Here is a 15,285-nt window from a genome sequence, read left to right on the forward strand (position 1 = left end):
ATTTATTCACTGTAAACCGGCTTCCAAGACGTCAGCTTCCTCTCCAGAAAGACGAACAAATAATTAATCAACAGCCCAATAACAGAGATCGAGATGATACCTGCATACATTTGCGGAATTTGAAAGCTGAACTGCGTATATTGAATCAAATAACCGAGCCCCGACTTTGCGCCCACCATCTCTGCAGCTACCAATACAAGAATGGAGCCTGCTCCAGCCTGCCTAATTCCTACGAATATCGTAGGCAGTGAAGCGGGAATAATAATTTTGCGGAACAAACGGATGGAGGAAAGCCCCATTGAGCGAGCCGATTTGATTAGCAAGGGATCTACGTTGCGGACACCGCTAATCGTGTTCAGCAGAAGCGGGAATACGCAGGCGTAGAAAACAATTGCGATCTTCGACGTTTCTCCAAGCCCAAGCAGCAGAATAAAGACTGGCAATATGGCGAGCGCAGCCGTGTTGCGGAACATCTCCAGCAAAGGATTCAAGTATGCGGCTACCGGCTTCCACCAGCCAATGGCTAGGCCGAGCGGAATACTAACGATAATCGCCAATAGAAAACCGCTGACAGAACGAGTCAAGCTCGCTGCTGTATGTGCGGCAATGTCCCCTGACACAAAGAGCTGCCACCAAGCGCCTAACACTTCGGTAAAAGGAGGAAAGAAGGTGCTGTTCACAAAGCCTGTCTTCGGCGCAAGCTCCCAGACGAATAAAAAAGCAATAATAATGATGCTGTTCTTCAACAACTTGTGCAGCAGCGCCCTCAAGGACCGGATAAAAGTAAATTCTCTTCTCCTTCCCTCCACTGGCGCATAATGGACCAGTGCCTCTCCTCCATTCCCATTAGCCATCGGCTGTCACTCCCCTTCCTTTTCCTTTTATCCCAGCTGCGCTGAGGCTCTTGCTCTTCTCCTGCTGCTGCGCCCGGTGAACTTCATCCTTAAGCAGCTCCCAGATTTGATGGCGAATCTTCACAAACTCAGGATCGGACCTTAGATCCTCCTCCGACGTTCGCGATTGGAACGGCACGTCTATGACGGTCTTAATCGTACCGGGACGAGAAGTCATAACAGCGACACGCTGACCGAGATAGACCGCTTCTTCAATGCCATGGGTAATGAACAGAATGGTCTTTTTGGTAGATTCCCAAATACGAAGCAGTTCGCTCTGGAGCGTCTCTCTTGTCTGGGCATCAAGAGCTGCGAATGGCTCATCCATGAGCAGCACCTCTGGATCATAGGCAAGGCTTCTAGCAATGGCTACACGCTGCTTCATGCCCCCAGACAGCTCATGCGGATAACGATTCTCGAAGCCAGCCAGACCAACCAATTCGATAAATTCCATGGCTATGCGCCGCCGCTCTTTCCTCCCTACCCCCTTCGTCTCCAGTCCAAATTCAACATTGCCAAGGGCAGTCTTCCATGGAAATAAGGCATATTGCTGAAATACGATGCCCCGATCGAGATTCGGCCCGGCGATTGGCTTGCCATCAAGCAGAATCTGCCCGCTGCTTGGCTTCGACAGCCCTGCTAGAAGATCCAGCAAGGTCGACTTGCCACAGCCGCTCGGCCCAACAATAACCATGAACTCCCCCTGCTTGACTTCCAGATTAATATTGTTCAGGGCAGATAGCGGCCGATCAATCTCCTTCAAATGGCTCAGATTGCGCTTGACCCGGAATGATTTATTGACTTGCTCCAATTTTATTTTCACCGTCATCAACAAGCCCCTCCTTATTACAAATTTTACTTTTGTTCATTGGCATAAGGATTAAATTCATTCGTGTACAAGGTCTTCCCGTCTAATTGCTTTTCTTTCAATGTCCCTTCAGAAACAAGCCAATCCACCCAAGTTTGGAATTCACTCTCTGCAATGAGGCCCCCCTTGCCTGCGATGCCTGTACTCTTCCAAAACTTCACCGCCGTTGCATCTTCCTTGCGTCCGCGTTCCTTAATAATTTTCTCGTAACGAGCCACTACCTCATCGCGCGGCGTCGTTCGTGCCCACTCGATTGCTCTAGCTGTCGCATCAATAAATTTACGGGTCGCCTTCGGATTCTGCTTGATGAATTTATTGGTGAGCACATACGTGCCTGCACTGAAATTACCGAAAAGCTGCCTATCCGTAAATAAAGGATGGATTCCGCCTCTATCAAGTGCTTTATCCCGCAGCAATCCGCCTAGCGCTGCAACATCAATCTGCTTCGCGCGCAGCGTCTGCTCACTCGTTACTGGAGGAACAACGACCAAAGTTACCTGCTTGATCTCATCGGCTGTCAGCCCTTCCCGATGCAAATATTCTTTAATAACGAATTCGTGATGAGCACCGAGCGTATTTACCGCAATTCTTTTGCCGATCAGATCCTTCGCTGTTGTAATCTCGCTGCCGTCTAGCACGTAATAACCCGTCCATGTGTGATCATCAACACCATAATAAGAGATCACCGGTGTGATTGGTGCTTTAGCTGCGAGGAGCTTCACAACAGCTCCATTAAAGGCACCGCCAAAATCCGTATCGCCTGTTACTACAGCTTGAATATCCTGAGGCCCGCTAATCGTATTGCCAATGAAATTCAGCTTAAGAGGCGCTAAGTAACCGAGATCCTCAGCCAATTCTGGATAAGTCACCGCTCCTACGCTTCCTTGATACCTTAGCTCGGATACTTCAAGATCGGTACGCTTAGCTCCATCTGCTGTCGCTTGCTTGTTGGAGCCGCAAGCGGTTAGCGCTAATGCGGAGACTACTAAGCTGACAAGCACGAGACTAACAGTCGTTCTATTCATCGCTGAACCCCCATCCCTATTCATTCGTATTGTGCTGCCATAAAAAAAGACGCAGGCATCACACAGGATGCTACGTCTTCTCCGGAAGTCCGGTCGAAAATACTAATTTGCTATTAACCAATCGTCTTACTTGGATTTGAAAAACATCTTACCCTTCTCCTGCCGAGAGTGTCAATAGTCATTTTTTCACCTTTTTATCTGCGACAAATCCCGACAAAAAGCAGTGGATAGCTGCGATGAACAGTACCGATTGACACCATAGATAGAGACTGGTACTATTAATCCACAGTTATTCGATTGGAATAATAACTACCGGACCGCCGGAGACATGGGCATTCACTTGCCATGTCTCTTTTTCGTGCTAGAGAGAAAGGGTGAGCGAGATCAGCCAATTAGCATTAAACAAACCCGAAGTGAAAGAGATTTACTGGCCTGTGTTAAGCATTCTTATATTAGGCTCGTTTATTTCTATCTACAATGTCGTGTCTATGAATGTAGGCCTCCCTGCTTTTATACGCATATTCGATTCTGACCTGGCGACGGTTCAATGGCTAATGACCGGATTTACATTAACGATGGGAATCGTGATGCCCCTTAGCAGATACCTGGGAGATCGTTATAGCCAGAAGAACCTGTTCTTGTTATCGATTGCCGGATTGTTAATCAGCTCTATTCTCTGCTCGATCGCGTGGAATATTTATGCCCTTATTTTTTTCAGAATGATACAGGGCTTATTTTGCGGGTTGATTCAGCCAATTACGCTTACGATTATTTTTCAGGTTATCCCGCAATCCAAACAAACGATGGCAATCAGCCTATGGTCCACCACAACTATTCTAGGACCTGCCCTCTCCCCGACGATTAGCGGCTGGCTTATGGAGCATAATTGGCATTGGATGTTCCTCGTGCTTGTCCCGCTTTGTTTGCTCACCTTAATAATGGGCTCTCGTATTCTTCCTTTTTACCGAATTCATGCCTCGTCTAAGCTGGATGGCCTGGGATTAACCTATGCCATTATAGGCAGTCTAGCTTTATTATTATATTTGGGGAAAATCTACGAATGGGGCTGGCTCTCTTGGCGATCAGCCTCGCTGCTAGCCATAAGCATCATTATGCTGCTGTTATTCATTAGGCATGAGCTTCGGGTCAAACACCCGCTGCTCCAGCTGCGCTTATTCGGCAATCGCATATTCGCCGCAAGCATCTGTGTATCCGCGGTTCTCATCGTGGGCCTATATTCCGGCGTATATTTCATTCCGCTGTACCTGCAAGAGATCCATCACATGTCCCCCTTCCATGTCGGCTTGCTGCTTCTCCTGCCTTCGCTTACTCTTGGCGTTGCTACGCTAGCAGTTGGACATTGGTATAATCGGATCGGACCGCTTCGTCTCGTGCTGATTGGCGCCTTTCTCGTCGTGCTTGCCTCATGGAGATTCAGCTTCTTGCAGCTGAATACGAGCTATACCTATGTAGCTCTGTGGATGGCTGTTCGGTATATCGGAATTGGCCTTTCTATGACACCAGCGATGAATGCAGGCATGCAGGCTGTCCCTGCCGAGCTCTACAGTCACGCTTCTGCCTTGATTAATTGGCTCAGACAAATATTCGGTGCACTAGCGCTAGGCTTGTTCACCTCCATCTTCTATGCCCGTATGAATTCGCATATGACTGAGCTCGAAGAGACGGCGGCTAATCCTGGCCTTGGCACAGAATGGATTCATTCTACAGCCTATACACTAAGCATCAACGATGCTTTTCTATTTGCCGCTACCTTTGCATTAGTCGGTCTGCCTCTGGCTTTATTGCTGAAAAGAAACGCTCCAGCCTTATAAACCTTTCTTACAATAATATCCTTCATACAATTGGAGTTTGAATATCAATTTCAAAAGGTTATACTAGAGAGAGCTTAATCATCTTTGAAGTGTTTTTCTCTGTAGGAGGGTCATTCATGTATAAGGTCAAAATATTTGCCGGTACCTCGAACAAACCGCTCGCACAAGAGCTATGCAAGCAATTAGGCGTACCGCTCGGCGATGTCGCTATTTCACGTCATCAGAGTGGAGAGGTCCAACTGTCGTTCCAAGAGTCTGTCCGTAACTTTCACGTCTACATTGTGCAATCGCTGTCTGATCCCGTTAACGAGAACTTAGTCGAGCTAATGGTTATGATTGATGCAGCTAAACGTGCTTCGGCCAAGACAATCAATATCGTAATGCCCTACTACGGCTATGCTCGCCAAGAGAGAAAATCAGCTCCACGGGAACCTATCTCAGCGAAGCTGGTTGCTGATATCCTAACAACCGTCGGTGCAGACCGACTGATTACCGTTGATTTGCATGCCGATGCGATTCAAGGCTTTTTCGAAATACCAGTCGATCATTTGACTGCGCTTGATCTTATTACCGATTATTTGAAAAGCAAAAACATTACAAACCCTGTCGTCGTATCGCCAGATGCCGGGCGTGCCTCTACTGCTGAGAAGCTAGCCGATTATCTGGACTGTCCGTTCGCGATCATGATCAAGAATCGGCCTGCCCATAACCAGACAGAAATTACGCATATTATTGGCGACGTAGAATATAAAACGCCTATTATTATTGAGGATCTCATTGATACAGGCGGCACAATTGTTAATGTAGTTGAGGCACTCAAAAAACGCGGCGCCGAGGATGCTTACATATGTGCAACACATGGCTTGTTCTCAGGCAATGCTCTTGAGAAGCTTACGCATCCGAATATCCGTGAGGTTGTTATCTCCGATACGATTGCAATCGATCCTGCACACTCCGAGAAGTTCAAAGTATTGTCCATCTCGCCGCTGCTTGCAACTGCCCTCAAGATCATTAACGAAGGCGGCTCGATCGATACCTTGTTCAAGACGAGTCATTGCTAAGATTTACAAATAAAAGAAATGACGCACAAGTGAATTATCATGTGCGTCATTTCTTTTATTATAATATCGACTTGTCTGATTCCTAATCTGTATACCCTTTATATCTACACTTAGATTATATAGTTATTTATTAGGCGGTCTCTCTTTATCATACTCCTCTTGAACCTTCGGTTATTATTCAAAGCCCCTCGACCAATTGCTTAAGCGCAGACAATATCGGATTTCCATCCTCGTCTTCAGCTTCTGCTCTGCTGTCTTCTGGTCTGTTGTCGCTTTTTTCAATAATCAATACAGTGCTATCGCCTTCATTGCGCAGTACATAGCTCATAATGAAGTAATTGTCGGGCTCGTCCGCCAATCCTGGACGGGGAGCAAAGAGAGTGTATCTGATTCTCTCATAAGGGGTGACCTCCAGCACCTTTCCCCACTGCTCGTATACAACGCCTTCCCACTCACAATGAAAACGAATATCGCTGCCAATCTCCCAATTCGTGAGTAGTTCACTTCCATACTGCCACTGCTTAACGAGCTCAGGTCTCGTAAGCGCATCCCATACTTTATTTGCGGGTGCTTGAATGCTCATTGTTGACGCTTCAGTTGACATCGTAATCCCCCTATTGAATAACTATAATTGATCAGCAGCAGCACTTGTATGATGTGCCAATCGGAATTTAATTCCACACACACTCTCTTGATGATAACAACAAACCGTGGAATTCGCTATATTCATCACATAAATTATGTAAATAAATACAACGCTCTGCCTCTTCATAAAAAAAGCAGCATCCCCTTAACAATAGAAGATACTGCCTAGTCTATTAAGGAAGAACCACCTTGTCTCCTGCCTTCAAGCCTTCCCGCACTTCTGTCTTGTCTGGTGTCTCAAGGCCGATCTTAATATCTTTGCGCTCGTATACGCCATTGCCTTTATCCAGCATGACATAATAGTTCTCCTGCTCACGCATAACCGCAATGGTCGGAACGACGATGACGTCCTCCTGGCGGCTGACTTCAATATTTCCGTTCAGGCTCAAGCCTGCGATCAAATATTCATTAGGCTCAAGACTAATGAGAACCTCGAATTGTGCCGACTGCTCTGCATTGTCTTTGTCTGTTCCTGCCTTAGCGAATTTGGACACCTTCAGAACCTGTCCGGCCAGCTTAACCTCTTTCATAGCATTCATCTTTACTTCGACAGGCATACCGGCTTTTATCCGGAATACATCAGCTTCACCAACGTAGACGATGAGCTGCAGCTTGCCCAAATCAACGATTTTGCCGATATATTCATTATCACCGACTGCCTGAGGCACTTTATTCGCATTATCGAACAGGAAAATGCCTGAGGCAGGCGCGTTATACTGGGACTTGCCAAGCTGCGTTTTTTTGCGAGCCAGCACTTTCTGCTGAAGGCCAGTCGTTACTTTGTTCAGCTCCCGCGTCAAGCGCTCTGCTTCCTTCTTGGCAAGCGCCTGCTTTCTATCATTTTCAGTAGTTTCGAGCTGCTCGCTCTCATCCATTTGGCTCATATAAGCATTAAGCTTTTCTTCCAGAGCTGCCTTCTCAATGACAGCCTCTTCCTGCAGAATCTGATCCTTGAGCATCGTCTGATCAAGCTTGAAGAGCATTTGTCCCTTCTTCACCTGCTGGCCATCTTGAACGGCCCACTTCTCTATCTTCGCTCCGAAAGGGGCATAGACAAGCGTCTCCTGCTCATAAGCCGATTTGCCTTTTACTTCTACCGTGTTAATAATCGTCTCCTTCGTTACCTCGAAAGAAAGCACGTCACTGCCTGCTGTGTCTACCATCGGCTTAGACGGATTGGAGATCGAATACAGCCCCCAGCTTATCCCGATCAGCACCAATCCGATAACAATCCATTTTATTTTCTTCTTCATCCTAATCTCTCCCTCTACTGCATATAAGAACGGTTATTGTATTGTCATAAAGCTAGTCTCTTCTGATCGCGGTCAAAGCATCGGTTCGCGATGCGCTGATCGCCGGATAAATACCGGAGAGCACCCCTGTGAAGATCGCGAACGCCATTCCGATCGGAATAGCGGACAACGGAATAAAGATAAGAACCGCATCCTGCTCCCCAGACATGGAATGAATTAAGGCATTGATTCCCCATACAAGCCAATAAGAGAACATAACCCCGAGCAGCCCCCCCAGAAAACCTAGCAATGCTGCTTCTACAATGAACATATTGCGAATTTGAGCTAGATTAGCGCCCAGTACCTTCATGATTCCAATCTGCCGGCGACGCTGGTAGGTCGACATCGTCATTGCCACAACGATCGAAATCGAAGCAATAATAAGAATGAATACGCCGCCGCCTAGCGCAACCGCCTTAATAATAGTGAATTGCTCGGCCAATCGTTCTTTCTGATAGAGATTCGTCTGTGTGTTCAACGTAAGCTTTTGTAATTGCTTCTCTACCTGCTCTACATACTTCTGATCCTCTACCTTGACGATTACGGATTGGAATGTTTTGATGGAGGATGCCGAATTTCCATTCTTCATTCCCATCTCTTGCAGCAGCAGCTCGGCTGTTTCTAGCGATACATAAGCCTTCTTGTCATAAGCTACAGAATCCTCACTAGCTCCATCCGGCTTTTTCAGAACGCCTGCTACACGGATCGGGGAGCTCAGCTTCAATTTGCCATCTGTCGGTTGCTGGCTTTTGAACTGAACCTGTCTTTGATACAGCGAAGAAGGTATGCGATCCAAATTCCGATATTGCTTCATTAAGCTGTCGTCATAGGGATTCTTCTGAATCTGAGCGATCAGGTTGCTGCGTGTCTCCTCATCAACAAGACCAAGCGTTGCTCCATAGTTCAGAATGACGGCCCCGGTCGTATCTGAGACACTGCCTTGCAGCAGTGAATGCCCGAAATCACCTAGCACCGCCAAATCCGTACCAATTAATTGAATATGCGATCGGCGATCATCCGCCGTTATCATTTCGATGTAGCCGATATCCTGAAAAGGTGCAACGGCCTTAACATGCGGCAAGCCGTCCATGACCTTCAGCTTCTGCTCCGTCAGCATGCCGCGCTTCATAAAACTCTCATCCGGCGCGGAGTCGCCGCCTTTTACCCCTTCGTTAGCCGTTACCGTTATTTCATCCATCTTAAAAAACATGTTCATTTCTTTCTCGATGTAGCTCTGCGCTGATTCGCCTATACTCATAGCTACAATAATGGCTGCACAGCCAATGCTGATGCCAGCCGCGCATAATGCAGTAACGACCTTTCTCCGTTTCACCTGATCCCAGGATAAGCGGGTAATATCCCCTATTCTCAAGACCTCTCTCCTCCTGCTGCTACGGCTTTGGGAGAAGCTTCCGGCTCCGTCACCAAATACCCGTCCTTTAATGTAATAATATGCTGAGTATGTACAGCAACCTCGCGTTCATGCGTCACGATGATGAAGGTCGTCTTCATCTCTCTATTCAGCCGTTTGAGGATCGCAATGATCTCTTCCTCTGTCTTCGTATCCAGGTTGCCTGTAGGTTCATCGGCGAATATTACCGAAGGCTCCGTAACGAGCGAACGGGCAATACTGACACGCTGCTGCTGCCCGCCAGACAATTGAGAGGGGAACATCTCGGCTTTATCTGGTATGCCTACTTGTTCGAGCAAGGAGAGAGCCTTTTTTTTGCGCACTGAAGGAGCCACCGATTGAAAGACTAGCGGCAGCTCGACATTCTCGCGAACGGTGAGATTGGCAATCAGTTCATACGCTTGAAATATAAATCCAATATGTGATCGGCGGAACTCGGCAAGCTGGTTTTCCCCCATCTTGACGATATTATGATCAGCGATATAAATGCTTCCTTCTGTCGGCTTCATTAATCCCGCCATTAAATTAAGCAAAGTCGATTTTCCCGAGCCCGAGCTTCCGAGTAAAGCCACCATATCTCCCTTGGCAACTGAGAAATCAATATGATGAAGCACTGGTGTTGTTTCCGTGCCATTCTTGAAAGCATGCGACAATCCTTCCACACGCAGCATAGCTGTACCCCTTCCTATCTTTTACAAATTTCTAGTCTATCTACTAGTATATCGGATTATTCTACCCTTGCGTAACGTTTCAGAGCGATATTAACCTTACATTTTTGTCACCTTGGATAAGAGATTGCAAGAAAAAAAAGCCGTCCAACCGCTGAAAACAGAGGTTGGACGGCTGCAATAGCCTTTGCGCTATCAAAAAGTGGTAAAGCGTTCTAACGAGAAAACATAGAATAAGCTAAGCCTTGAATCTCACAATGCTAGACGATAAGCGTGCCGAACATTGGAAATAAACGCTCCATTTCATCCTGCTTCGGCTTGCGGCTGTACTGGGCAATCTCGAAAGGCTCGGCATAGACAACCTTGCCAGCGCGCTCTGAGCCGTATTCGGCATGCAGAGCCGGCTTCATTTCCTCCGATACATGGAAGAATGGCTGCCATTTCTCGAGCAGGAAGCTCCGTTTGTCTGCCCACTCCGTCGGAACCTCATCAAGAAAGCCTGATTGCCAAGGGGTATATTCGTAAAATTGGGTCGCGTGCGCATCACAGCCAAGCAATTTTTGCTCCACTACAGAACCGAAGTCGATGACAATATCCGGCTTATAGTAGGGACGCATGGAATAATCCGGCATCAGCAGGAATAACGGAGACTTATCCAAGCAGGGAACCTCTGGCAAAAACAACGGGGTCAGCGCGATAAACGAAGCTGCATCGCTGACCACCTTACCTGCATAGCGATTGTCAGCATGCCTTCCTCCCACTGGATGGAAAGTGATGACGATGTCAGCCTTCCACTCGCGGATCAAGCGCACGACCTCCTTGCGAGTAGCAATATCCGGCATCAGCTCCCCGTCCGGAATATCGAGCACCTCATATTCTAGTACGCCTAATCTCTTCGCTGCTTCTGCCGCTTCTTGTTTGCGGCGAGCAACAAGCTCAGCACCACTCTGCAAATAATGCCCACCGCATCCATTCGTCAATGAAACGAATTTCACCTTATGCCCCATTGAAGCATACAAAGCAGCGGTGCCTCCTGCATAAATATCCGGCTCATCCGGGTGCGCTCCAATGACAATAACACGAATTTCCTTCTCCATGTCCTCATCCCTCTCTTCTTGATTCAATAACAGCGGCCCATCCATTCAGGCACTGCCTATTCTTGCAATCCCAACTCTTCCAACAGCCCTCTCAAATAGCGTTGTGAGCTTGATAGGCGATGCTCTTTCTGGACATCGTAAGGAATCGCTTCATAAGCCTTCGGCTCCATAAGCTCTCCTGCAGCTATCCGCAGCTCGGTCAATCGAGCAAGGCGTACAAGCTCCGCCACCTCTGCCACCGACAAATCCGGATGTGCCTTTCTCCATTCTTCCTCATAAATATCAATGTGGTAGAAGCCCTTATGATCCTCAATCTGAATATGCAGCTCAGCGTGATATGGAGCGATTGCTTGCAATATTTCCTTATAATTCACGATCCCTTCTCCCGAGGGCCTCACTTGGCGCATTAGCCCTAGATCGGAAAAGAATAGAATGCAATCCTTTGCATGCATCTGATGAATATAGGCAGCAGAGCGCTTTGCAACGGCTACCGGCTCTTCTCCTCGCGCAACAACGTTAGCTGTATCCAGTGCAACGCCAACCGTGTCCTCGCCTACTTCCTCTATCAGACGAATAATTTCATGCGACGTAATTTCTTCATGAGTCTCCAGATTAATGCGTGTGCCGGTATCACGAAGAATAGGCGCGGTCTTTTGCAAAAAGCGTGAGGTAGCCTGCAGTTGCTCATCCCAGGTCACGTCCGTGCGGAAGCGATCATAGACATAATACCCGCTATGCTGTCCTTTCCAACCCGCTGTCACTCCGATGAATTCGCGTACGCCAAGCTCAGCGCCAGCTTGAATCATTCTCTGCACAGCCAGCAGGTAGTCTCCGCCGCCAAGCAGCCATACCTCCGGCGTCTCATTCGTATTGTAAGGATTGACCCGTCCGATTCCGCAATCGATATAAAGCCCTAATTCATCCGCGCATTGCTTAGCCGCTCTTAACTCGCCTAGATCCAGGCTTGTGGATATCGCCAGCGGATTTTTATAATAGACACCATCATAACCGTCCCTTTTCGCCTTCTCCAATGCCTTGTCTACAGGCAGCTGTTCATCATTATAGCCATGATGCATCTCAATGCCGATTTTCATCGTGACCTACCCCTTCTAATTGCGCAAAGCGCTTTCTGAAATCCGTCGGCGTAACACCCGTATGTGATTTGAAAATAGCAACGAAATATTTGTATTCCTTATAGCCCACTTTTTCCGCGATTTCGAACACGCGATCAGACGACTCTGCAAGCAATAACTTGGCCTTCTCGATACGCAGCTCATTGATATATTCTGTGAAGCTTTTTCCGGCGCTTTGCTTAAAGGTCATACTGAAATAATTCGGCGTCAGCTGCAAGCTCAAAGCGACATCCTGTGCCTTAATATCGCAATAGCCATGAGCCCGGATATACTTTTTGCTTTGCTCAATAATCCAGTGATTTTTACTCCCGCTTCTCGCAATTCGCAATATATTTTCGAAATCCTTACGAATCAGCTGCTCGACTGCCATGAAGGAATTATGCATATGCAGATCAATCTCCGACATATCCGCTACTTCCGCGGCCGCTTGCTCTCTAAGCAATTCGCTTGGCCATTTGTAATAAATGAATGCTCTAAGCTGTTCATAAGCCTGAAGCACTTCCCTAAGCAAATAGCCTTCTTCCCGATAATGCGCCAGCCAATGCTCGAATTGCTGTACAGCTTCCTCCTGCCCGCCTTGCAGCAACGCTTCAATCATGAGCTTCTCACTTGCTGGTAGAGGGAGATGCAGGCCAGCAGTCCTCTGCACTGCTTTATCTTCCGGACAAAGAACAAGCTTCGGAGCTGCTTGTACTGCATAATAAGGCAATACGCCGATTGCTTGCATGCAAGCCTCCTTGGCTTCATTGATATGGTTGAACCGAGAGGATACCCCCATATACAGCGTCTCAGGCCCTCCCCACCTGCTGGCTGTCCGCTCCGCCGCCTTCTTTAACGAGAGAAAATCGGCAGATGGCGGTACAATACAAAAGGTAAGCAGAAGGTTGCGATGGTAAAAGTAAGAAACCGGCCCGATCCCAACGCGCCTAAGCTCCATCTCGACCTGCTCTTGCCAGCAGTGCTGCAGTTGATTGCGATCAGACTCCTCTGCTCTATCCAGCCACTCCGCATAACGATTCATTTGGCTCGCTAGAATATGAAAGCTGCTTCCCTCAGGAACGTCTCCGAGAAGCGCCGATGCTCCTTCCATATAGGAAGTCTCGCTCTGCATGAGACTGCTTAGCCACTTTACCCCTTGCTCCTGAATAAGCTTCTTCTGCTCCAAGCTGGTCTGCTCGAATATTCGTGTTACAAGCTGCATTAATTCATCGACATTGACAGGCTTCAGCAAAAAGTCCTCCACGCCAAGCCTCATGGCATTGCGTGCATATTCGAATTCGTCATAGCCGCTCACAATAATAACTTTTACAGGAGAGGCAAGCCGTTTCAATTCTTTTGCAAGCTCCAATCCATCCATCTCCGGCATGCAAATATCGGTTAAGACGAGATCGACTTCTTGATTCTGTATAATCTCCAGCGCCTCTTGACCATCATAAGCTTCACCCACGACCTCCACGCCAATGCTCTCCCAAGGAATGGTAGATTGCAAACCCCGACATATAACAGGCTCATCATCTACAATCAGCAGTTTTATACTCATCGCTTTACCTCCTCAGTTGCCATGGCTAGTTCGCTCACCGTCAGCTTTGGCATTAACGGCAGCACGACACGGACGAGGCTGCCTTCCGATACCTGAATAATACGAATGCCATACTCCTTGCCTGCTACGATTACGATTCGCTCTTGAATATTACTTAGCGCATGACCTGCCCACTCTTCGCGGGTAGAGCCGTTCCTCAGCGCTTCTTGTACGATATCCCGCTGCTCGTCTGTGAACCCTTTTCCACTGTCAATCACATCTATCCATAATTGCCCAACGCTCTCATAGGCGCGGACTTGAATGGAGCCTCCACTGCGTACAGTGAAGCCATGCTTGATGCTATTCTCAACCAAGGGCTGAATGATTTTATTGAGAATCGGCAGCTCTGCCAATTGAGACTCTATATACAGCGTATAGGCGAGCTTGCTGCCTAGCCGTTTTTGCTGAAGCTTCAGATAAGACTCCACGAATATCAGCTCTTCTCGAACGGTAGTCCAGCGCCTCCCTCTCGACAGGCTCGTTCGGAAAAACAGCGACAGCGTCTCAATAAGCTGACTCGTTTCTTCTGCTTTCTCCATCCTTGCGGTCCAACGAATCATATCTAGCGTATTGTATAGAAAGTGCGGATCGATTTGACGCATCAGCATATTCAGGTCCGATTCACGCTGGCGGATTTCTAATTTATATTTGTAGTCAATCAATTCTCTCATCGTCACGACCATGCTGTTGAAGCGGCGCCCCAAATCGCCAATCTCATCCTGCCAGCGCACATCGACGTGGGCTTCAAAATCTCCTTTTGACAACCTTGCCGTTTGCCTGGATATCGCAACAATCGGCCTAATGATCGTCATATAAAAGCCGATTAAAGCAAGCAGCCCTAAGAGCACAATGGCGATGAGCATATAGCCTACTGATAGCTTCAATCCCTCTGTCTTCTTCGTTATGGTTGACTTAGGAACCATCGTGACCAGCTTCCAGCCATTAATCGACATATCGCGGTGAATAACCGTAAAGGAAACGCCTTCATGATTATAGGTGAGTACCGATCCCTCTTCCTTCATAAGCCTTTGCAGTAATTGTTCGTCGGGATATCTCTTGCTTATAAGCGACTTATCGTGATGAAGCAGAACGCTGCCGTCCTCCTTCAATATAAAAGCGGAATTCGGCTCATCCGGTATAACAGAGGCCATTAGCCCGGTAAATTCCGATTCATCCAATCGAACCGTCATTCGCCCGACAGGCTTAGTCAGCTCCTCATAGGAGTTAATCCAGCGAAGCATAGAGATGACGCGCTTCTGTCCGCTCCAGCCGCTAATAATCGAATAGGAATCGGTCCATATCGGAGCACCTTTCCTCTCAGCCGCTTGCTTAATCCAAGCCTGCTCTATGCCATCAATTGGCTCTCCAATATGAAGCACATTTCCGTTATCTCCTTCAATCGAGATCGATTTGATATAACGTTTGGATATGAGCTGGAAAGTGGCGAACCCTTCTACTAATTGCTTGTAATGATAATAGTCCTCCATCGTTGACGGAGTGAATGGCGTTGTCATGAACAGCCGGAATTCATCCTTATAGATCATGTAGTCTGACATATCCTGAATGGCTTTTATTTTATCAGTCAAATTCAACTCTACCGCGTGGAGATTATTGTCAGTCGTGGAGATGAACTGCTCTCGCAATATGTGATCATAACGAGTCAACACCAGACTGCTTACCAATAGAGTAGGAACGGTGACTAGCAGCAAGAATATAATGACCGATTTCCATTTCAGGTTAATTCTCTTGCTATAAGGAAAGCGCATTCTCATGATGGAGTC

The 15,285-nt window shown here is 47.5% G+C and carries 13 protein-coding genes; 2 read left to right on the forward strand and 11 right to left on the reverse strand.

The window, feature by feature from the left end; translation table 11 throughout:
• Window positions 1-2: 2 nt before the first annotated feature.
• Genes AC50YO_RS14070 through AC50YO_RS14080 form a run of 3 tightly spaced genes read right to left on the reverse strand, consistent with a single transcriptional unit; the run spans window position 3 to window position 2,786 of the window.
• Entirely contained in the window at window positions 3-854 is an 852-nt protein-coding gene (locus AC50YO_RS14070) for an ABC transporter permease (protein WP_494847842.1), read from the reverse strand.
• Window positions 847-1,722, reverse strand: coding sequence for an ABC transporter ATP-binding protein (locus tag AC50YO_RS14075; RefSeq protein WP_494847844.1), 876 nt, complete (start codon window positions 1,720-1,722; stop codon window positions 847-849). Before AC50YO_RS14075 ends, AC50YO_RS14070 begins: the two co-directional genes overlap by 8 nt.
• Before the next feature lie 26 nt (window positions 1,723-1,748).
• The gene (locus AC50YO_RS14080) at window positions 1,749-2,786 is read right to left on the reverse strand and encodes an ABC transporter substrate-binding protein (protein ID WP_494847845.1); all 1,038 of its coding nucleotides are present in this window, start codon (window positions 2,784-2,786) and stop codon (window positions 1,749-1,751) included.
• Between the two features lie 413 nt (window positions 2,787-3,199).
• Here AC50YO_RS14080 and AC50YO_RS14085 point away from each other — a divergent pair, with 413 nt between their 5' ends.
• Both AC50YO_RS14085 and AC50YO_RS14090 read left to right on the forward strand, forming a co-directional pair.
• Window positions 3,200-4,618: a DHA2 family efflux MFS transporter permease subunit gene (locus tag AC50YO_RS14085; RefSeq protein ID WP_494847847.1), complete on the forward strand. Its 1,419-nt coding sequence runs from the start codon at window positions 3,200-3,202 to the stop codon at window positions 4,616-4,618.
• Between the two features lie 116 nt (window positions 4,619-4,734).
• A complete protein-coding gene (locus tag AC50YO_RS14090) occupies window positions 4,735-5,679 on the forward strand; it encodes a ribose-phosphate diphosphokinase (RefSeq protein ID WP_494847849.1) in 945 nt (314 codons plus the stop codon).
• Window positions 5,680-5,857: 178 nt separating this feature from the next.
• Here the strand turns inward: AC50YO_RS14090 and AC50YO_RS14095 are convergent, their stop codons facing one another.
• The 8 genes from AC50YO_RS14095 to AC50YO_RS14130 all read right to left on the reverse strand — a co-directional run bounded on the left by AC50YO_RS14095 (window position 5,858) and on the right by AC50YO_RS14130 (window position 15,276).
• Entirely contained in the window at window positions 5,858-6,283 is a 426-nt protein-coding gene (locus tag AC50YO_RS14095) for an SRPBCC family protein (RefSeq protein ID WP_494847851.1), read from the reverse strand.
• Window positions 6,284-6,497: 214 nt separating this feature from the next.
• Window positions 6,498-7,577: an efflux RND transporter periplasmic adaptor subunit gene (locus AC50YO_RS14100; RefSeq protein WP_494847853.1), complete on the reverse strand. Its 1,080-nt coding sequence runs from the start codon at window positions 7,575-7,577 to the stop codon at window positions 6,498-6,500.
• Between the two features lie 52 nt (window positions 7,578-7,629).
• Entirely contained in the window at window positions 7,630-8,988 is a 1,359-nt protein-coding gene (locus AC50YO_RS14105) for an ABC transporter permease (protein ID WP_494847855.1), read from the reverse strand.
• On the reverse strand, window positions 8,985-9,698 hold the full coding sequence (locus AC50YO_RS14110) for an ABC transporter ATP-binding protein (protein WP_494847857.1): 714 nt from the start codon (window positions 9,696-9,698) through the stop codon (window positions 8,985-8,987). Before AC50YO_RS14110 ends, AC50YO_RS14105 begins: the two co-directional genes overlap by 4 nt.
• A 257-nt stretch (window positions 9,699-9,955) precedes the next feature.
• On the reverse strand, window positions 9,956-10,837 hold the full coding sequence (locus tag AC50YO_RS14115) for a PIG-L deacetylase family protein (RefSeq protein ID WP_494847859.1): 882 nt from the start codon (window positions 10,835-10,837) through the stop codon (window positions 9,956-9,958).
• 11 nt (window positions 10,838-10,848) lie between these two features.
• A complete protein-coding gene (locus tag AC50YO_RS14120) occupies window positions 10,849-11,886 on the reverse strand; it encodes a sugar phosphate isomerase/epimerase family protein (RefSeq protein ID WP_494847861.1) in 1,038 nt (345 codons plus the stop codon).
• Complete coding sequence (locus AC50YO_RS14125; RefSeq protein WP_494847863.1) at window positions 11,870-13,465, reverse strand: response regulator transcription factor; 1,596 nt, start codon at window positions 13,463-13,465, stop codon at window positions 11,870-11,872. The genes AC50YO_RS14120 and AC50YO_RS14125 overlap by 17 nt, the downstream gene beginning before the upstream one ends.
• On the reverse strand, window positions 13,462-15,276 hold the full coding sequence (locus AC50YO_RS14130; RefSeq protein ID WP_494847865.1) for a sensor histidine kinase: 1,815 nt from the start codon (window positions 15,274-15,276) through the stop codon (window positions 13,462-13,464). Before AC50YO_RS14130 ends, AC50YO_RS14125 begins: the two co-directional genes overlap by 4 nt.
• Between the last annotated feature and the right edge of the window lie 9 nt (window positions 15,277-15,285).

Source organism: Paenibacillus sp. J22P59, assembly GCF_059383895.1.